The sequence below is a fragment of the Kocuria rhizosphaerae genome, from assembly GCF_044462265.1.
Lineage (GTDB): Bacteria > Actinomycetota > Actinomycetes > Actinomycetales > Micrococcaceae > Kocuria > Kocuria rhizosphaerae.
Genome location: NZ_JBISWL010000095.1, coordinates 1 through 19,482, shown reverse-complemented (window position 1 = coordinate 19,482; position 19,482 = coordinate 1). Strand labels below are relative to the sequence as shown.

The 19,482-nt window shown below is 73.5% G+C and carries 16 protein-coding genes and 1 pseudogene; 6 read left to right on the top strand and 11 right to left on the bottom strand.

Annotated features, from left to right (window positions below; genetic code table 11):
- Nucleotides 1–40 precede the first annotated feature (40 nt).
- The 7 genes and pseudogenes from cmk to ACH9EU_RS11340 form a co-directional block, all read right to left on the bottom strand.
- Nucleotides 41–784, bottom strand: coding sequence for a (d)CMP kinase (cmk, locus tag ACH9EU_RS11370; RefSeq protein WP_396414042.1), 744 nt, complete (start codon nt 782–784; stop codon nt 41–43).
- Entirely contained in the window at nt 766–1,878 is a 1,113-nt protein-coding gene (locus tag ACH9EU_RS11365) for a prephenate dehydrogenase (RefSeq protein WP_396414041.1), read from the bottom strand. The genes cmk and ACH9EU_RS11365 overlap by 19 nt, the downstream gene beginning before the upstream one ends.
- A gap of 10 nt (nt 1,879–1,888) precedes the next feature.
- A pseudogene (locus ACH9EU_RS11360) lies at nt 1,889–3,073 on the bottom strand (pseudouridine synthase); the annotation flags it as partial.
- A 135-nt stretch (nt 3,074–3,208) separates the two neighbouring features.
- Nucleotides 3,209–3,883 carry an SMC-Scp complex subunit ScpB gene (gene scpB / locus ACH9EU_RS11355; RefSeq protein ID WP_396414039.1) on the bottom strand — a complete coding sequence of 225 codons (675 nt, stop codon included), beginning with the start codon at nt 3,881–3,883 and terminating at the stop codon, nt 3,209–3,211.
- Nucleotides 3,880–4,740 (bottom strand): segregation/condensation protein A, encoded by an 861-nt coding sequence (locus ACH9EU_RS11350; RefSeq protein ID WP_396414038.1) that lies wholly within the window; start codon nt 4,738–4,740, stop codon nt 3,880–3,882. The genes scpB and ACH9EU_RS11350 overlap by 4 nt, the downstream gene beginning before the upstream one ends.
- The gene (locus ACH9EU_RS11345; protein WP_396414037.1) at nt 4,740–5,627 is read right to left on the bottom strand and encodes an AAA family ATPase; all 888 of its coding nucleotides are present in this window, start codon (nt 5,625–5,627) and stop codon (nt 4,740–4,742) included. The genes ACH9EU_RS11350 and ACH9EU_RS11345 overlap by 1 nt, the downstream gene beginning before the upstream one ends.
- Before the next feature lie 226 nt (nt 5,628–5,853).
- Nucleotides 5,854–7,329 (bottom strand): cation:dicarboxylate symporter family transporter, encoded by a 1,476-nt coding sequence (locus tag ACH9EU_RS11340; protein WP_396414036.1) that lies wholly within the window; start codon nt 7,327–7,329, stop codon nt 5,854–5,856.
- Between the two features lie 156 nt (nt 7,330–7,485).
- Between ACH9EU_RS11340 and ACH9EU_RS11335 the strand changes: the two genes are divergently transcribed.
- Nucleotides 7,486–9,114 (top strand): sensor histidine kinase, encoded by a 1,629-nt coding sequence (locus tag ACH9EU_RS11335; protein ID WP_396414035.1) that lies wholly within the window; start codon nt 7,486–7,488, stop codon nt 9,112–9,114.
- Entirely contained in the window at nt 9,111–9,818 is a 708-nt protein-coding gene (locus ACH9EU_RS11330; protein ID WP_396414034.1) for a response regulator, read from the top strand. The genes ACH9EU_RS11335 and ACH9EU_RS11330 overlap by 4 nt, the downstream gene beginning before the upstream one ends.
- A gap of 65 nt (nt 9,819–9,883) precedes the next feature.
- On the opposite strand, the gene ACH9EU_RS11325 is transcribed toward ACH9EU_RS11330, so the two are convergent.
- Nucleotides 9,884–11,851, bottom strand: coding sequence for a propionyl-CoA synthetase (locus ACH9EU_RS11325; protein WP_396414033.1), 1,968 nt, complete (start codon nt 11,849–11,851; stop codon nt 9,884–9,886).
- A gap of 253 nt (nt 11,852–12,104) precedes the next feature.
- On the opposite strand from ACH9EU_RS11325, the gene ACH9EU_RS11320 reads away from it, so the two are divergent.
- From ACH9EU_RS11320 to ACH9EU_RS11305, 4 genes are all read left to right on the top strand, one after another.
- Nucleotides 12,105–12,782: an FCD domain-containing protein gene (locus ACH9EU_RS11320; RefSeq protein WP_396414032.1), complete on the top strand. Its 678-nt coding sequence runs from the start codon at nt 12,105–12,107 to the stop codon at nt 12,780–12,782.
- Between the two features lie 70 nt (nt 12,783–12,852).
- Nucleotides 12,853–14,373 carry an MmgE/PrpD family protein gene (locus tag ACH9EU_RS11315; protein WP_396414031.1) on the top strand — a complete coding sequence of 507 codons (1,521 nt, stop codon included), beginning with the start codon at nt 12,853–12,855 and terminating at the stop codon, nt 14,371–14,373.
- Nucleotides 14,374–14,376: 3 nt separating this feature from the next.
- Complete coding sequence (gene prpB / locus ACH9EU_RS11310) at nt 14,377–15,285, top strand: methylisocitrate lyase (protein WP_396414030.1); 909 nt, start codon at nt 14,377–14,379, stop codon at nt 15,283–15,285.
- A gap of 34 nt (nt 15,286–15,319) precedes the next feature.
- Complete coding sequence (locus ACH9EU_RS11305) at nt 15,320–16,486, top strand: bifunctional 2-methylcitrate synthase/citrate synthase (protein WP_396414029.1); 1,167 nt, start codon at nt 15,320–15,322, stop codon at nt 16,484–16,486.
- Here ACH9EU_RS11305 and ACH9EU_RS11300 read toward each other — a convergent pair.
- The 3 genes from ACH9EU_RS11300 to ACH9EU_RS11290 all read right to left on the bottom strand — a co-directional run bounded on the left by ACH9EU_RS11300 (nt 16,480) and on the right by ACH9EU_RS11290 (nt 19,406).
- Nucleotides 16,480–17,652 (bottom strand): D-alanyl-D-alanine carboxypeptidase family protein, encoded by a 1,173-nt coding sequence (locus ACH9EU_RS11300; RefSeq protein WP_396414028.1) that lies wholly within the window; start codon nt 17,650–17,652, stop codon nt 16,480–16,482. The genes ACH9EU_RS11305 and ACH9EU_RS11300 overlap by 7 nt on opposite strands.
- 120 nt (nt 17,653–17,772) lie before the next feature.
- A complete protein-coding gene (locus ACH9EU_RS11295) occupies nt 17,773–18,756 on the bottom strand; it encodes a tyrosine recombinase (protein ID WP_396414027.1) in 984 nt (327 codons plus the stop codon).
- The gene (locus ACH9EU_RS11290) at nt 18,753–19,406 is read right to left on the bottom strand and encodes an NUDIX domain-containing protein (protein ID WP_396414026.1); all 654 of its coding nucleotides are present in this window, start codon (nt 19,404–19,406) and stop codon (nt 18,753–18,755) included. Before ACH9EU_RS11290 ends, ACH9EU_RS11295 begins: the two co-directional genes overlap by 4 nt.
- Nucleotides 19,407–19,482: the final 76 nt, after the last annotated feature.

Sequence of the window (19,482 nt, the reverse complement as noted above, 5' to 3'; positions counted from 1 at the left end):
CCGGTCGGGGTGCGGGGTGCGGTGGGGTCCGGGGCCCAGTCTAGGCGGGGCGACCGGCGGCCCGGACGACGGCGTCGACCACGGCCTGGACGGTCTGCTCGACCGTCAGGGCGGACGAGTCGATGGTCACGACGCCGTCGGCGGCCTCGGTGAAGTTGACGACCGTGGAGTCCTTGGCGTCCCGCTCCACGACGTGCGCGCGCAGCTGCTCGGCGTCCTCGACCCCGCCGTTCTGCAGCCGCCGCCGGGCCATCCGGGCCCGTTCGTCGGCCGTCAGGAGGATCCGGGCGTCGGCGTCCGGGGCCACGACCGTGGTGATGTCCCGGCCCTCGGCCACGATGCGCCGCCCGCTGCCGGCGATGACCTCCTGCTGACGGGCGACCAGGACGCGGCGGGCGGACGGGTTGGTGGCCACGGAGCTGACCGCCTCGGTGACGCGGTCGCCGCGGATCGCGGCGCCCACGTCGGTGCCGGCCACGAGGACCTGCTCGCGGTCGGGGTCGGTGCCCTGCGACAGCGGGAGGGCGCGGGCGGCCTCGACGACGGCCCCGGCGTCGGCGAGGTCCACCCCCTGCTCCAGGCACCACCAGGTCAGCGCCCGGTACATCGCCCCGGTGTCCAGGTAGGCCAGACCGAAGCGGCGCGCCACCTCCTTGGACACGCTGGACTTGCCGGAGCCGGAGGGCCCGTCGATGGCGACGACCAGACGGCGGCCCGCCGCGAGCGGCGCCCCGGCGTCCTGGACGGGGGTGTTCGTTCGGGTGTTCACTGCACGACCTTCCATCCGCGCTCCTGGAGCGCCTCGACGAGTTCATTGCGACGGTTGGGGAGCACCGAGACCTCGACGAGGCCCACGGGCCGGCCCGGGGAGTGCTCGAGGCGCAGGTCCTCGAGGTTGATCCCGGCCTCTCCGATCTCCGTGAGGAGCCGGGCGATCTGCCCCGGGACGTCCCCCACGAGCACGGTGACGGTGGCGAAGGCGCGCGGCGCCCCGCCGTGCTTGCCGGGGATGCGGGCCCGCCCGGCGTTGCCCTCGGCCATGAGCTGGGCGATGTCCAGCCGCGCACCGGGGGCGGCGGGCGCCTCGAGCGTGGCAATGAGCCGGTCGAGGTCCTCCCGCACACCGTGCAGCGACGCCACGACGGGGGCGGCGTTCGCGGAGAGGATCTGCACCCACAGGCCGGGGTCGGACGCGGCGATGCGGGTGGTGTCCCGCAGGCCCTGGCCGGCGAGCGAGAGGTGGTGCGGCGGGGTGTCCTGGAGCCGGGACGCCAGCAGCGAGGACATGACCTGCGGCAGGTGCGAGATCAGCGCGACCGTCGCGTCGTGCTCTCGCGCGTCCATGAACGTCACGGTCGCGCCGAGGTCGACGGCGAGGTTCTTGGCGGCGGCGAGCGCGGCCGGCGAGGACTCCCCGGTGTCGCACACGATCCAGGGCATCGAGGTGAACAGCTCACCCCGGGCGGCCACGGGGCCCGACCTCTCCCGCCCGGCCATGGGGTGGGTGCCCACGTACCGGCTCAGGTCGCCGCCGAGGGAGCGGACGTCGTCGAGCACCGCCTGCTTGACGGAGGCGATGTCCACGACGACGGCGCCCGGGTGCCGGCCCAGGGCCTCGACGACCGTGTGCGCGGTGACGTCCGGCGGGGTGGCGACGACCACCAGCGCCGGCTCCGGGACGGGGCTCTCGCCCGCCTCACGGCAGGAGCGGCCGGCGCCGATGTCCTGGGCCACGGCCTCCGCGGTGGGCGAGGCGTCCTGGAGCCAGACGTCCACGCCGAGGTGGCGCAGTCCCAGGCCGATGCTGGCGCCGAGCAGGCCGGCGCCGATCACGAGGACCGGGCCGGCCGTCGCAGCGGGCGCGGGATTCTCCGGCACGGACCGCCCCCTACATCCCGACCGAGGCCAGGAGGTGCCCGACCTCGGTCCTCGACAGCTTGCGGACGGTCCCCTGGCGCTGGTCGCCGATCCGGATCGGGCCCACCTGGGTGCGCACGAGCTTCTCCACGGGGTGGCCCACGGCGTCGAACAGCCGGCGCACGATGCGGTTGCGCCCCGAGTGCAGCACGACCTCCACGAGCAGGTGGCCCGGTGTCGAGTCCACGAGCCGGAAGGAGTCGACCGCCGCGATCCCGTCCTCGAGCTCGATGCCGGCCTTCATGGCGGCGCCGACACCCTTGTCCATGGGTCCGCGGACCTGCACGAGGTAGGTCTTCGGCACCTCGTACGACGGGTGGGTGAGCCGATTGGTCAGCTCGCCGTCGTTGGTCAGCAGCAGCAGGCCCTCGGTCTCGACGTCGAGGCGGCCCACGTGGAAGACGCGCTCCCCGCGCTGCCGGTTCAGGAAGTCTGCGACGCACGGGCGCCCCTCAGGGTCCTCCATCGTGGACAGCACGCCCTCGGGCTTGTTGAACGCGTAGTAGACGAGGTTCTCGTCCAGCTGGACGCGGATCCCGTCGACGTGGATCTCGACGGTGCGGGGGTCGACCCGCAGGCCCAGCTCGGTGACGGTCTCGCCGTTGACCTGCACGCGGCCGCCCTCGATCATCTCCTCGCAGACTCGGCGGGAGGCCACACCTGCCTGGGCCATGAGCTTCTGCAGGCGCACACCCTCCGGGTCGTGCTGGTCGAGGCGGTCCACCGGCGGGTTCGTGGGCCGGCGCTTGCGGTGCGGCGGCCGGTACGGGGTCGCCGGCATCCTCCGGGAGCTGCGCTCGGAGGACGCGAAGGGGCGGGGGCCGCGCTCCGCGCCCGGCACGCGCTTGGCGGATGCCTTCGGTGCTCCGGGCCGGGAGGCTACGCCCTTGGCGCCACCCCTGGATGCCGGCCCCTGGGCGCCGGCCGCCCGGGGGGCACCGGACCGCGGAGCCGCGCCATCGGGCGCACCCGACCGCGGGGCACCGCCCTTCGGCGCACCGGACCGGGGAGCCGCACCCTTGGGCGCACCCGACCGCGGGGCACCGCCCTTCGGCGCGTCGGACCGGGGAGCCGCACCCTTGGGCGCACCCGACCGCGGAGCACCGCCCTTCGGCGCGCCGGACCGGGGAGCCGCACCCTTGGGCGCACCCGACCGCGGAGCACCGCCCTTGGCGCCGCCGCGCCCGGGGGCCGCCCGGCCGCCCGTGGCCGCCGTGCCGCTGCGGGGAGCGGCGCCCCGCCGTCCGCCGGGGCGGCCGGATGAAGATCGTGAAGTGGCCATGGTGGTGTCTCAGTCCTCGTAGTGGTCGATCTGGTCGATGCCCGGCAGGTGCGGGGCGATGTCGGGGAGCTCGTCGAGCGAGCCGATGCCCATCTTCTCCAGGAAGTACGTAGTGGTGCCGTAGAGCACGGCGCCGGACTCGCCGTCCCGCTCGAGCTCGCGGACCAGCCCGCGCTGCACGAGAGTGCGCACGACGCCGTCGACGTTGACCCCGCGGATCGCGGAGATCCGACCCCGGCTCACGGGCTGACGGTAGGCCACGACGGCCAGGGTCTCCAGGGCCGCCTGGGACAGCCGTGCCGTCCGTCCTTCGGCGACGAACGCGGAGACCACGGGGGCGAACTCGCTGCGGGAGTAGATCCGCCACCCGGCGCCGGTGCTGCGCAGCTCGAATCCGCGCGGCTCCAACGTTCCATCATACCCGGGATCCAGAGCGACGCCGTCGTACTCCGCGCGCAGCCGGTCCAGGACCCCCCGGACCCGGGTCACGGGCACCACGAGGGCGGCTGCGAGCTCGTACTCGCTCACCGGCTCCTCGGCCACCATGAGGATCGCCTCGACTGCGGAGCGCAGCCCCCCGGGCAGCGCCTCGAGGTCGCCGGCGGGCGCGGTCGTGGGCTCGGCTGCGGGCTCCGCGTCGGGCGCCGCGGCCGGCTCGGCGTGGGGCTCCGGGGCGGCGCTCATGCCGGTGCCCTCTCCGGCGCCGGCCCGGCGGCGGGAGCGCCGTCGTCGGACAGCCGCTCGACGCTCCATCCGCCGTCCGCCGCGGTCCAGCGCACCGTCAGCTCGCCCAGCGGGGACTCCTGGACCAGCTCCACCACGGCGTCCCGGTACATCTCGAGCAGGGCGAGGAACCGGACGACCACCGCGAGCGAGGACCCGGCGTCAGCCACCAGAGCACGGAAGGGGTGCGGACGGCCGTCCTCGAGCAGGCCCACGAGCACCTCGGCCTCGTCGCGCACGGTCACGGCCGCCCCGTGCAGGTGGTCCACGCCGACCTCGACGGGAGCATCGGGCCGGGCCTCGAACACCGCGCGGGCGATCCGGGCGAACTGCTCGGGAGTGGTCCCCCAGTCCAGCTCGGGCAGCGCGGCGGTCAGCTCCGGGTCCAGCGGCACCGACCGGGGTAGCCGCGCGGACTCGGCGTGCATCCTCTCGTCGAGCAGGCCGGCCACCTCCTTGAAGGCCTTGTACTGCAGCAGACGCGCGAACAACAGGTCGCGGGCCTCGAGCAGGGCCACGTCCCCTTCGTCCTCGACCTCGCCGCGAGGGAGCAGCCGGGCGGCCTTGAGGTCCAGGAGCGTGGCCGCGACCACGAGGAACTCACTGGCCTCGTCGAGCGCGCGCGCGGAGCCGACGTCCCGCAGAGAGCGCACGTAGTGCAGGAACTCGTCCGTCACGGTGGCCAGCGCGATCCGCGTGATGTCCATCTCGTGCTTGGCGATCAGCGTCAGCAGGACCTCGAACGGTCCGGCGAAGTCCTCCAGGCGGACCGCGAAGCCACCGGCCCCCTCGGGGGCCGGCAGCTCCTCCGGGTGCATCAGGGTGCGCCGCCGCGCGAGATGAGCTCCCGCGCCAGCTGACGGTAGGACTCGGCGCCCTGGTGGCCGGTGGCGAAGGAGAGGATGGACTCGGCGGCCACCGTCGCGTCCGGGAACTTGACGGTTCGCTTGATGACGGTGTCGAAGACCTTCTCCCCGAACGCGTCGACGATCCGGGCCATGACCTCCCGCGAGTGCAGGGTCCGGGAGTCGAACATCGTGGCGAGCACTCCGTCGATCTGCAGCCGCGGGTTGAGCCGGTCCTGGACCTTCTCGATGGAGTCCACGAGCAGGGCCACGGCGCGCAGCGCGAAGAACTCGGCGATCAGGGGGATGATCACCCCGTGCGCGGCGGTCAGCGCGTTGACGGTCAGCAGGCCCAGGGAGGGCTGGCAGTCGACGATGATGACGTCGTAGTGCTCCTCGACCTTGCGCAGCGCGCTGGCCAGGACCTGCTCCCGGGCGACCTCAGTGACGAGCTGCACCTCCGCCGCGGACAGGTCGATGTTGGCGGGCAGCAGGTCGACGCCCTCGACGTCGGTCTCCTGGACGACGTCCCACACGTCCACGGAACGGTCCATCATGACGTTGTAGACCGTCAGCTCGAGCTCGTGGGGGTTCGCGCCGAGACCGGCGGAGAGCGCGCCCTGCGGGTCGAAGTCGACGAGCAGGACCTTGCGACCGAGTTCGGCGAGCGCGGCCCCCAGATTGATCGTCGAGGTCGTCTTGCCCACCCCGCCCTTCTGGTTCACCATCGCGATGATCCGGGCGGGCCCGTGGGCGGAGAGCTCGGGCGGATCGGGGAAACTGCGGACGGGACGACCGGTGAGGCCGACGGCCTCGGCCTCGCCCGTTCCGGGGATCCGCTCGTCGCTGCGCTGGCTCACTCGTGGCACCGCTCTTTCGTTCGGGGTCGTTGCGGGGGCGGGCCGCCGAATCTGTGGGGCGGCCCGGGCCGACCTGGGGTTCTGCCGGGCTCGATCAGCTTCAAGGGTACCGCCGCGGCGTGCCCGGCCCGAATTCCCGGGGCGCCGGGCGTGGGGAACGCGCACGGCCGCGCCCGCGGGGCCCCTGAGGGCGCGGCGGGCGCGGCCGGTCGGTCGGCGGTTCGGGTCAGCGCGCGCCGGCGCCCGCTGCTGCCTCGACCCTCTCGGCGACGGTCTGCTCCACGGTCGCGCCGTCCGCGGCGGGCCCGCCGGCGACGGGCGCCCCCACGGACTCCTCGCCGGGCGCACCGTGGCCGTGGGCGGCCATGGTGGACTCGTCGAACCTGTCCTGGCCGGAGAGCACGCGCTCGACCTGGACGAGGTCGATCTCACGGGTCCACGTGCCGATCAGCAGGGTGGCGACGGCGTTGCCCGTGAAGTTGGTCAGGGCTCGGGCCTCGGACATGAACCGGTCGATGCCGACGATGATGCCGACGCCGTCCACCAGGTCGGGGCGGTGGGACTGGAGGCCTCCGGCGAGGGTGGCCAGTCCGGCGCCGGTGACGCCGGCCGCGCCCTTGGAGGCGATGATCATGAACACGAGCAGCGAGATCTGCTCGCCCAGGGCCAGCGGGTTGCCCATCGCGGAGGCCACGAACAGGGCGGCCATCGTCAGGTAGATCGCGGTGCCGTCGAGGTTGAAGGAGTAGCCGGTCGGGACCGTCACGCCGACCACGGGCTTGGAGACGCCCACGTGCTCCATCTTGGCGATCAGCCGGGGCAGGGCCGCCTCCGAGGAGGACGTGGAGAAGATCAGCAGGTACTCACGGCCCAGGTACTTCATGAGCCGGAAGATGTTCACCCCGGTGACCAGCTTCAGCAGCCCGCCGAGGACGACCACGACGAACAGCGCACAGGTGATGTAGAACGCGATCATGAGGGTGGCCATGGACACGATGGCCTGGACACCCGTCTCGCCGACGACGCCGGCGATGGCGCCGAACGCGCCGATCGGGGCGACCCACATGACCATGATCAGGATCCGGAAGACCAGGGCCTGGATGTAGCCGACGGCCTTGAGCACGGGCTTGCCGGCCGGGCCCATCTGCTGCAGGGCGAAGCCCACGACGAGGGCCACGAAGAGGGTCTGCAGGATGTTTCCCGCCGTCAGCGAGGACAGCAGCGTGGTGGGGATGATGCCGAGCAGGAAGCCGATGGTCCCGCCCTCGCCGTCGCCGTGGCCGGCGTCCTTGACCTCGTACTCGGAGCCCTGGATGTTCAAGCCCTCGCCGGGGTGGATGAGGTTGCCCACGACGAGCCCGATGGCCAGGGCCGCAGTGGACATGGCCATGAAGTAGGCCAGGGCCAGGCCGCCGACCTTGCCCACGGTCGCCGCCTTCGCGATGGAGCCGACGCCCAGCACGATCGTGCAGAAGATGATGGGGGCGATCATCATCTTGATCAGGGCGATGAAGGCCGCGCCCACGGGCTTGAGGGTCTGGGCGAACTCGGGGGCCACGAGGCCCAGGACGGCGCCGGCGACGACGGCGACGATCACGAAGACGTACAGGTAGTGCGTCTTGTCCTTCTTCTGCATCTGGGCGGGCTTCTGCTTCTGGGCGGGCCGTTGCGGGTCGACGGGTTCCGTGGCGACGGTGGCCATGCTTCTCCTCCGGTGCGGTGGGGACGTGGGCCCGGCCCGTGGTCCGGGCCGGTGTGACGAGTCTCACGGGGCCGGGAGCCGGTGTCGCCTTGTGGTCATAATGGTCGTGACGCCGGACACAGACGCCCGTCACGGCCCCGGAAGGAGGACGCGCCCATGTCGCTGGCCCGGCGCTTCCTCGTCCTGCAGCTCGGCGTGGTGCTCGTGGTCACCGTGGCCGTCTCCCTGGTCCTCTTCGCCCACGAGCGGGACGCGGCCGTGGAGCGCGCCGAGGGCATGACCCGGGTGGCGAGCACCGCGCTCGCGGACGACCCCTTCGTGCTGACGGCCGCCCTGTCGGCCGACCCCACGGCCGACCTGCAGCCGCTCACGGACCGGCTGCTGGAGGACACCGAGCTGGACTTCGTGACGATCATGGCCCCGGACGGCACCCGCTGGACCCATCCGATGCCGTCCTCTGTGGGCGAGACGTACCGCGGCGACCGCTCCCACGCCCTGGCCGGCGAGGTCTGGACCAGCACGGAGCGGGGCAACCTCGGCCGCTCGGTGCGGACCATCGCCCCCGTCCGCGACGACGAGGGAGCCGTGGTGGCGCTCGTGGCGACGGGCGTGCTGGTCGAGGCGCTGTCCGACCGCACCCTGGCGCAGCTGCCGGCCGTCCTGCTGGTCGGCCTGCTGCTGCTGGCCGCGTCCTCCGCCGTGACCTGGCTCATGGCCCGGTACCTGGACACCGCCACCCACGGGTGGGGCCCGGAGCAGCTCGCCCACGTGCACGCCCTGCACGAGGCCGTGCTCAACGAGGCCACCGAGGGCCTCATGCTCGTCGACGCCGGGGGGCGGGTGCCCGTGGTCAACGCCCGGGCGCGGGAGCTGCTGGGCCTGCCGGGGCCGGCCCCGGCCGGGCGGGCGGGTGCCCCGCCGCTCGCGGACCTGGGCCTGCCCCGGGCCCTGGAGACCGTTCTGCGCACGGGGGCCGTCGTCTCCGAGCAGTGGGTCGTCGCCGGCGAGCGGACCCTCATCGTCTCGGCGCTGCCCGTGGGCGGCGGTCCCGGCCGCGTCGTCATCCTGCAGGACCACACCGAGATCTCCCGGCTCTCCGGGGAGCTGCGCACGGCCACGACCATGGCGACCGCCCTGCGCGCGCAGACCCACGAGCACGCCAACCGCATGCACACCGTGGTCTCGCTCCTGGAACTGGGGCGCACCGCCGAGGCCATGGCCTTCGCCTCGGCCGACCTCGCCCGGGCCCGGGGGCTGTCCGAGGACCTGGTCGACCGCCTGGACGACCCGTTCCTGGCCGCCCTGCTCGTGGGCAAGACCGCGGCCGCGCACGAACGCGGCGTCGAGCTCCACGTGGAGGTCGGCGGCGGTGTCCCGCGGTTGCCGGTCTCCCCCGCCGACCTCGTGACGCTGGTCGGCAACCTCGTGGACAACGCGGTCGACGCGGCCGCGGCCAACGCCGACCGGGTCCGCCCCGTCGTCGAGGTCGAGATCGCCCGCGACGACGGCCGGGACGACGGCGGGGACGGGTCGTCCCCGGCGGCCGTGACGATCACTGTGGCCGACACCGGGATGGGGGTCGCGGCCGACGTCGCGGCGGGCATGTTCGAGCTGGGGACCTCGACGAAGCCGGCCGGCCCCGAGGGCCGGGGCGTCGGCCTGCACCTGGTCCGGGAGGTCGTGGACCGCTGGGGGGCCCGGATCGAGCACGCCGACGACGGCGGAGCGGTGTTCACGGTGACCGTCCCCGTGCCCGCCGGGGACGCGGCGGGGTCCCCGTCGTGACGGTCTCGGTCCGCGTTCTCGTCGTCGACGACGAGCCGCTCACGGCCGCCTCCCACGCCCAGTACGTGGAGCGGTCGCCGGGCTTCGAGGTCGTGGCGACCGCCGTGTCGGGACGGACGGCCGTGCAGGCGGTCCAGGCCGCGCGGCGCGCGGGCCGCCCCGTGGACCTGGTGCTGCTGGACGTCAACCTCCCCGACCTGTCGGGGCTCGACGTGGCCCGTGCCCTCCGTGCCCGCGGGGAGGCCGTCGACCTCTTGGTCATCACCGCGCACCGGGACGTGGCGACGGTCCGGCAGGCGGCCTCCCTCGGCGTCGTCGGCTACCTCATCAAACCCTTCACCTACACCGTCTTCGAGGAGAAGCTCACGGCGTACCGGCGCTGGCGGGCCCTCCTCGGTCGCGGGGGGCACGTGGACCAGGCGGAGGTGGACCGCGCCTTCGCCGCCCTCGGCGAGAGCGCCCGCCCGCCGGCGCCGAAGGGGCTGGCGACGCCGACCCTCGCGGCCGTCACGGAGCTGGTCCGGGCCGGCGGCTGGCTCTCCGCGGGCGAGGTCGCCGAGCGCAGCGACCTGTCCCGCGTCACCGCGCGGCGGTACCTGGAGCACCTCGTCGATCGCGGCTTCGCGAGCCGCCGGCCCCGCTACGGCACCCCGGGACGGCCCGAGCTCGAGTACGGCTGGACCGCGGAGGAGAACGGGAACTGACCCGGCCCCGGAGGGACCGAGCGGGCACCGGCCTCACTGCCGCCACGTCCCCGCTCGGTCACGGCTCACCGCGTGCCGGGCGGGCGCAGCACGTCCCGCAGCGCGTCCAGGACCGAGGCGTCCTCGATCGTCGAGGGCACGGTCCAGTCCTCGCCGTCGGCCATCTGGCGCATGGTCTTGCGCAGGATCTTCCCCGACCGGGTCTTGGGCAGGCCGTCCACGACGGTGACCTCCTTGAAATCGGCGACCGCACCGATCTGCCGGCGCACGAGCGCCACGAGCTCCTGCCGCAGCTGCTCCTCGGGCACGTCGACCCCGGACTTGAGCACCACGTAGCCGACGGGGCGCTGGCCCTTGAGCGGGTCCGCGACGCCGATCACGGCGCACTCGGCAACCGCCGGGTGGGACGCCAGCACCTGCTCCATCGCCCCGGTGGAGAGCCGGTGGCCCGACACGTTGATGACGTCGTCGGTGCGGCCCATGACGTAGACGTATCCGTCCTCGTCCACGTGGCCCGAGTCGCCCGTGGCGTAGTAGCCGGGGAACGCGGTGAGGTAGGACTCGAGGTAGCGCCGGTCGTCCCCCCACAGCGTGGTGAGCGTGCCCGGTGGCAGGGGCAGACGCAGGGCGATGTTCCCGTCCTCACCGGCCTCGACGGGCTGTCCCAGGGCGTCGAGGATCTCCACCCGGTAGCCCGGGACCGGCACCGACGGGGAGCCGGCCTTCAGCGGGAGACGCTCGATGCCGAAGGGGTTGGCGCAGATCGCCCAGCCGGTCTCCGTCTGCCACCAGTGGTCGACGACGGGCACCCCCAGCACCCGGGAGGCCCAGGACCAGGTCTCCGGGTCGAGCCGCTCCCCCGCCACGAACAGCGCCTCCAGCGTGCCGATGTCGTGCCGGCGCACCAGCTCTCCCTCCGGATCTGCCCGCCGGATGGCGCGCAGGGCCGTGGGAGCCGTGAAGAGAACCTTCACACCGTGGTCCTCGACGCGCCGCCAGAACGCCCCGGCGTCCGGCGTGCCCACCGGCTTGCCCTCGTAGAGCACGGTCGTCGCGCCGGCGAGCAGGGGGCCGTAGACGATGTAGGAGTGCCCCACGACCCATCCGACGTCGGAGGCCGTCCACATCACCTCCCCGGCGCGCACGTCGTAGATCTGGCGCATCGACCAGGTGAGGGCCACGGCGTGGCCGCCGTTGTCGCGGACCACGCCCTTGGGCGTGCCCGTGGTGCCCGACGTGTAGAGCACGTACAGCGGGTCGGTGGCCCGGACCGGCACGGGCGCCGCCGGCCGGGCGCCCACCAGGACCTCGGACCACGTGAGCCATTCCACGGCCGGCCGGCCCTCCCGGCCGGCCCGGCCGCGGGCGTCCTCGACCGTGGTCCGGAACCCCGGACGCTCGTGCACCACGACCGCCTCGGGACGGTGCCGCGCGATCTCCAGGGCCTCCTCGATGGCCGGGAGGTACTCGATCCGCCGCTGGGGCTCCACCCCGCCCGTCGTGGTCACCACGACGCGCGGACCGCAGTCGTCGATCCGGGAGGCCAGCTCCTTCGGGGCGAACCCGCCGAAGACCACCGAGTGCACGGCGCCCAGCCGGGCGCACGCCAGCATCGCGACGACGGCCTGCGGGATCATCGGGAGGTAGAGCAGCACCCGGTCCCCCCTGACCACGCCCCGCGCGGCCAGCGCGCCCGCGAACAGGGCCACCTCCTCGCGCAGCCGCTCGTAGCTGTAGCGCTCCTGCATGCCCAGCACGGCGGAGTCGTAGACCAGCGCCGTACGGTCCCCGTGCCCGGCCTCCACGTGGCGGTCCAGGGCGTTGTGGCAGGTGTTGAGCTCGCCGTCGGGGAACCAGCGGTAGAGCGGGGCCGAGCTGTCGTCCAGGGCCCTGGTGGGGGCGCGCACCCAGTCGACGGCGCGCGCGGCCTCGAGCCAGAACCCCTCGGGGTCCTCGACGCTGCGCCGGTAGACCTCCGCGTAGTCCGGGGCATGACCCGGCTCCGGCGGCAGGGTGTGGTGGTCGGGGCTCATGAGGTCCTCCCGGGCGTTGCGCTTGGGGCCGCGCGGTCCACGGGGAGCCGGCGGCCACTGGTCCTGACACGGCGTGCTTGCCGCCACCCTAGTGCTCTGGATCACACCGGACAAGAGGTCTGTATACAAAGGCCCGATCACGAGCGCCCAATTTCGGCAACTGTGGTTCATGCTGGCGAAACGTGTATACACTGGAGAAATCAGTGTGATACCCATCACCGACCCCGCGGGGCTCGGGAGCGAGGAGGGTGGCGTGCGAGCCAGTGACCGCGCCTACGAGGCCCTGCGCAAGGACATCGTCGAGTGGCGGCTGCTCCCGGGGCAGGTGCTCGGTGAGGTCGAACAGTCGGAACGGTTCGGCATCTCCCGCACCCCGATCCGGGAGGCGCTGAGCCGGCTCACCGCCGACGGCCTGACCGAGGCCCACCGCGGGCGGGGCGTGGTCGTCTCCCAGGTCTCCCTCGAGGACGTGCGCGCGCTGTTCGAACTGCGCGAGGCCCTCGACTGCCGTGCGGCGCGGCTCGCGGCCCGGCGCCGGGACGCCGCGGAGTTCGAGCGCCTCGCCGACGAGCTGGAGTCGGTGGGCCGGGTGCTCCACACGGCCGGCACCGACCGCTCCGGCTACTACGAGCTCGTGGAGCGCATGGACCGGGCGATCGACGACGCCTCGGCCAACGCCTACCTCACGGCCGCGCAGCGGTCCCTGCGCACGCACCTGGCCCGTGTCCGCAAGCTCTCCCGGACCAATCCCGACCGCCTGGCCCGTGCTGCGACCGAGCACGCCCTGATCGCCCGTGCCATCGCGGCGGGCGACGAGGAGCTCGCCGAGGCCGCCACGCGCGTGCACCTGGCGAACTCCCTGCACGCGGTCCTGACCACCCCCGTCCGAGAGTGGGTCCAGACGGGCCCGCCGCTCGAGGCCACCGGCTGATCCCGGCGGCATCCCCCGGCCGCGACGCGCGGCCGGACGTCCCGTAGAACCCACACCGAGAGGAAGTTCCATGACCGTTCTGCACCAGGTGCGCGTGCACCCGTCGAAGGACAACCTGCCCCGACCGGAGCAGCTGGCCTGGAAGATGGCCGAGGTCGCCGCGGACCCCGTCGAGGTGGGCCCCGAGGTGACCGAGATGGTCATCAACCGGGTGCTGGACAACGCCTCGGTCGCGATCGCCTCCCTGAACCGGGACCCGATCGTCGCGGCGCGGGACCAGGCCACCGCCCACGCGCCCACGCCCGGGGGCACGGGCGCGGCCCTGTACGGCGTGGACGCCGCCGCCCGGAAGGTCTCCCCCGAGTGGGCCGCCTGGGCCAACGGCGTGGCCGTGCGCGAGCTGGACTACCACGACACGTTCCTGGCCGCCGACTACTCCCACCCCGGGGACAACATCCCCCCGATCCTCGCCGTGGCCCAGCACGTCGGGGCCACCGGCCACGACCTGGTGCGCGGCATCGCCACCGGCTACGAGCTGCAGGTGGACCTGGTGAAGGCGATCTGCCTGCACGAGCACAAGATCGACCACGTGGCCCATCTCGGTCCCTCGGCCGCGGCCGGCATCGGCACTCTCCTGGGCCTGGACGTGGAGACGATCTTCCACGCCATCGGGCAGGGCCTGCACACGACCACGGCCACCCGGCAGTCCCGCAAGGGCGAGATCTCCACCTGGAAGGCCTACGCCCCGGCCTTCGCCGGGAAGATGGCCGTGGAGGCCGCCGACCGGGCCATGCGCGGTCAGACCTCCCCGACCCCCATCTACGAGGGCGAGGACGGGGTGGTCGCCTGGCTGCTCGGTGGACCCGAGGCCCGCTACGAGGTCCCGCTGCCCGCCCCGGGCGAGGCCAAGGCCGCGATCCTGGACACCTACACCAAGGAGCACTCCGCGGAGTACCAGGCCCAGGCGTGGATCGACCTGGCCCGCAAACTGCACCGTGAGCGGCCGGAGCTCAGCGACCCGGGCAATGTCGAGCGGATCGTGCTCCACACCTCCCACCACACCCACTACGTCATCGGCTCCGGGGCCAACGACCCGCAGAAGTACGACCCGGCCGCGACCCGGGAGACCCTCGACCACTCGATCCCCTACATCTTCAGCGTCGCGCTGCAGGACGGGGCCTGGCACCATGTGGACTCCTACGCCCCCGAGCGCGCCGGGCGCCCGGACACCGTCGAGCTGTGGCGGAAGGTCACCACCGCCGAGGACCAGGAGTGGACCCGCCGCTACCACTCGATCGACCCCGCCGAGAAGGCCTTCGGCGGACGCGCCGAGATCACCCTGACCGACGGGTCGACGGTGGTCGAGGAGATCGCCGTGGCCGACGCCCACCCGCTGGGCGCCCGCCCCTTCGCCCGCGCCCAGTACGTGGCCAAGCTGCGCACGCTGGCCGAGGGCCTCGTGGCCGAGGAGGAGCTCGAGCGGTTCATCGCCGCGGCGGAGGACCTGCCGAACCTGGGCGCCGGGGACCTGGACGTCCTCAACATCACCGCGGGTGTCGACCTGCGCACGGGCACGAAGGGAGTCTTCTAGACCATGCTGTTCTCCACGACCACCCCCGAGGCCAAACGGACCGCCCTGCGGCAGATGCTCGCCGGGCCCCGCACCGTCCAGTTCCCCGGTGCCTACACCCCGCTGTCCACCACGCTGATCCAGGAGCAGGGCTTCGACGGGGTGTACATCTCCGGGGCCGTGCTCGCCAACGAGCTCGGCTTCCCCGACATCGGGCTCACGGCTCTGCCCGAGGTGGCGGCCCGGGCCGGTCAGATCGCCCGGATCACGGACCTGCCCGCCCTCGTCGACGCCGACACCGGCTTCGGCGAGCCCATGAACGTGGCCCGCACCGTACAGGAGCTCGAGAACGCGGGGCTGGCGGGATGCCACATCGAGGACCAGTTCAACCCCAAGCGCTGCGGCCACCTCGACGGCAAGAACGTCGTGGACCTCGACACCGCCGTCAAACGGATCCGTGCGGCCACCCAGGCCCGCCGGGACCCGAACTTCCTGATCATGGCCCGCACCGACATCCGCGGCGTCGAGGGCCTGGGCGCGGCCACGGACCGGGCCAAGGCCCTGGTCGACGCCGGCGCGGACGCGATCTTCCCCGAGGCGATGGCCGACCTCACCGAGTTCGAGGCCGTGCGCGCCGCCGTCGACGTCCCGGTCCTGGCGAACATGACCGAGTTCGGGAAGTCGCAGCTGTTCACCCTCGGGCAGCTCCAGGACGTGGGCGTGAACATGGTGATCTACCCCGTCACCCTCATGCGCGCCGCCCTGGGAGCGATGGAACGCACCCTGGCCACGATCCGGGCCGAGGGCACCCAGGAGCCGGCCGTGCCCGAGATGCTCACCCGCGCCCGGCTCTACGAGCTGGTCGACTACAACGGCTACAACCGGTTCGACACCGGGGTCTTCGACTTCGAGGTCCCCGGTCTGCACGACTGACCCGACCGCCCACCCGCAACCCCAGGAGATCCTCATGACCGAGCCCCAGACCGAGATCCACAAGGGCCTCGCCGGCGTCGTCGCCGACTACACGGCCGTCTCCAAGGTCAACCCGGACACGAACTCCCTGCTCTACCGCGGCTACCCCGTCCAGGAGCTGGCCGCGAACTGCTCGTTCGAGGAGGTGGCGCTGCTGCTGTGGAACGGCGAGCTGCCCGACGAGGCGGAGCTGGCCGACTTCCAGGCCCTCGAGCGGGCCCACCGGGCCCTGAGCCCGGAGCTGAAGGCGATCATCGACGCCCTGCCCACCACCTGCCACCCCATGGACGTGTGCCGCACGGCAGCCTCCGTGCTGGGCGCCGAGGACCCGGAGGCCGAGGACCCCTCGCCCGAGGCGGAGCTGCGCAAGGCCCACATGCTGTTCGCCGCCATGCCCGCGGTCGTGTGCTACGACCAGCGCCGCCGCCGCGGCCAGGACCTCGTGGAGCCCCGCGACGACCTCGGCTACTCCGCCAACTTCCTGTGGATGGCCTTCGGCGAGGAGGCCGACCCCGCCGTCGTGGAGGCGTTCAACACGTCGATGGTCCTCTACGCCGAGCACTCCTTCAACGCCTCCACCTTCACCGCCCGCGTGGTCACCTCCACGATGTCGGACCTGCACTCGGCCGTCACCGCCGCCATCGGCGCCCTCAAGGGCCCCTTGCACGGCGGGGCCAACGAGGCGGTGATGGAGACGTTCGTGGAACTGGGGATCCGCGCCGACGAGTCCCACGCCGAGGCCGAGGCCCGCGCCAAGGCGTGGATGGAGGAGGCCCTCGCGGCCAAGCACAAGGTGATGGGCTTCGGCCACCGCGTGTACAAGCACGGCGACTCGCGGGTGCCGACCATGAAGGCGGCCCTGGACCGGATGATCGACCACTACGGCCGCCCGGAGCTGCTCGGGCTCTACGACGGGCTGGAGAAGGCCATGGACGAGGCGAAGGGCATCAAGCCCAACCTCGACTACCCCGCCGGGCCCACCTACTGGCTCATGGGCTTCGACATCCCGACCTTCACCCCGCTGTTCGTCGCCGCCCGGATCACCGGGTGGACCGCCCACATCATGGAGCAGGCCGCCGACAACTCCCTGATCCGCCCCCTGTCGGAGTACAACGGTCCCGCCGAGCGCCACCTGCCGGGCGGTCGTCCCGTCGCTCAGTAGGTCGGTGCCGGCGGCAGGCCCATGTAGTGCTCGAGGGTGGGAATGCCCTGCTCGACCATGCCGCGCGCCACGTGGGTCCCGACGTAGCGCAGGTGCCAGGGCTCGTAGGCGTAGCCGGTGGTCGGCGTGTGACCGGCCGGGTAGCGCACCACGAACCCGTGCTCGTGCGCGTGGGCCCGTGCCCAGGCACCGGCGGGGGTGCTCTCGAAGCACGCCTGCAGACCGCAGGCCCCGCTGGGGTCGCCGATGTCCACTGCGAGGCCCGTCTGGTGCTCGCTGTATCCGGGGCGGGCGGAGACGAGATCCGCCTGCTCCCGGCCGTACAGCGCCACGTAGTGGCGGTACAGACCGTCCTGCGTGGCGTAGGAACGGTAGCCGCTGACCGTGGTGAGGGGCGAGCCGTCCGCGGCCGCGGCCTGCTGCATCCGCCGGTAGGCCGCCGCGGCGTCCGCGCGCACGAGGTGCCCGTCCACCCACTCGAGGTTGCCGGGCACGTGGTCGATCGGGGACAGGGGCCGGCGCTTGTTGACCACGACGTGGACGGACGCCGCCCGGTCGATCTCCCGGTGGACCCGGGTGCCGGCGCCGCGGACCCACTCGATCGAGCCGCGCTGGAACGACTGCCGGCACGTGCTGCCGGAGCAGCTCTCCCCCGACGTCGGGTAGCCCAGGGCGCCGCGCTCGGCACCGTGGCGCAACCAGGCGGCCCGGATGCCCCCGGTGGTCGGATGAGCACCGCTGGCCCGGGACCACAGCATCACCCCGCCCTCGAAGGCCTGCCAGCAGCCGGCGTCCCGCAGCCCGCACACCTCCCGGCTCACGGGGTAGCCCAACGGTCCCCGCTCCCAGCCCTGGGCGGCCCACGCGGCCCGCACGGCGCCCCACGTGGGCCGTGCCCCGGTGCGGGGCGACCAGTGGATGTGTCCGCGCTCGAACTTCCGGAAGCACCCGTCACGCGGCAGTCCGCAGCGCTCCGGGCCCAGGGCCGCACCCAGCCTGCCGGACGCGCCGCCCAGCCGGGCGTGCTCCGCCTCGATGGCCGTGGCCGCGGTGGCCGGCGCGATGAGCGCCGGCACCGTGAGGGTCCCCAGCACGAGGCCGAGCGCGGACAGCAGCACGAGCACCGCCCGGCGAGCCCCTGCTGTCCTCGGTGTGTTCTGCCGCATGAGATTCCGATCCGTCCGTCCGAGCGCACCCCTCGTGCGTTCGTCCCAGGCTAGACGCGGGACCCGGGATGCGGGAAGCACGGGAGGCGTACGGCCCGGCGGACTTTCCGGGTCACGGTGCTACCTGGCCCGGGGATGAGCGGCCGCGTAGACCTCGCGCAGGGAGTCCACGGTGACCAGGGTGTAGACCTGCGTCGTGGCGACCGAGGCGTGGCCGAGCAGCTCCTGGACCACGCGCAGGTCCGCACCGCCCTCCAGCAGGTGCGTGGCGAAGGAGTGGCGCAGCGTGTGCGGGCTGACCCGGTCCCCGAGGCCCGACCGCTGCGCGGCCGATCGCACCGCGGTCCACGCCGTCTGGCGGCTGATCCGCCCGCCCCGGGCATTGAGGAACAGGGCGGGAGTGCCCCGGCCCTTCGCGGCGAGCGCGGGGCGGCCCCGGACGAGCCAGTCGTCCACGGCGCGCACGGCCCAGGAGCCGAGGGGGACCATCCGCTCCTTCCCGCCCTTCCCGAGGATCCGCACGAACGGCAGCTCGGCGCCCGGCCCGTCCGGCCCGCCGCCGCGGCGCACCGCGCGCGAGAGGTCGTCGACGTCGAGGCCCGTGGCCTCCGAGATCCGGGCCCCGGTCGAGTAGAGCACCTCGAGCAGGGCACGGTCGCGCAGCTGCCGAGGGGTCTCGGTGCCGGCTGACTCCAGCAGGGCCGTCACCTGCTCCACCGGGACGGCCTTGGGCAGTCGCATGCCCGGTGTCGGCGGGGAGACCGGTGCCGCGGGGTCCGTGCGCGTGAGGCCCTCCAGCGCCCAGAACCGGTGCGCACCGCGGACGGCCACGAGGCAGCGGGCGGCGCTGCGGGTGCTCAGCGCGGCCCTGCCCGCGTCCCCTGCGGAGAGCTCGCGGAGGAAGTCGCGCACGTGCGCCGTGGTGATCTCCGCCGGCCGCTCCACCGACGGGTCGGTGCGCTCCCGCAGGTGGCGGGTGTAACGGAGCAGGTCCCGGCGGTAGGCCGCGAGAGTGTTGGCGGCCAGGCCCCGCTCCACGGCCAGGTGCTGCAGGTAGCGCTCCACGGCCCGGTCGAGGGCGGAAGCCGCCGGGTCCGTCGTCACCGCAGCTCGGGGTGGCCGGGCCAGGGCGTGTCGACCGGGCGCAGGGACCGGTAGCCGTCGGCGCGTGCGGCGTGGGCGGCCAGCAGCCCGACGACGGCCGCGGGCGAGTTCAGCCTCCCCGCCAGCACCGCCTGCACCGCGCCCTCGAGAGGCACCCACACGCCGTGGATCTCCGCCTCCTCGCCGTCGCGCTCGTGGCGCTCGTGCCCGGGCACGTCGCTGAGCTCCCGGGCCAGGAAGATGCGGTTGGCCTCGGAGGAGGAACCGGGGCTGTTGTGGAAGTCCACGAGGACGTCCCACCGCCCGGCGCGCAGGTCGGCCTCCTCCAGCAGCTCCCGCCTGGCGGCCTGGGCGGGGTCCTCTCCGTCGACGTCGAGGAGACCGGCGGGGATCTCCCACATGGTCATTCCGACGGGCCGGCGGTACTGGTTGATCAGCAGCACCTCGTCGTCGTCGTTGAGCACGAGCACGGAGACGGCGCCGGGATGGGTGATGTAGTCGCGCCGGAGGACGTCGGCCCCCTCGGCCAGCTCGAACTCGTCACGGCGGACGTCCCAGATGTAGCCCTCGTAGACGGTCTCCGAGGCCACGGTGCGGCGGTCGCTGACGGTGTCCGTGAGCTCCTCGGGGGCGAGGTGGCGGATGTCCATGGGGTCCTTCCGGGTCGGCCGTCCCCTCACGGGGCGACGTGGAACGAGGACGGCGCGGGCACCGTGTCCGCTGGGG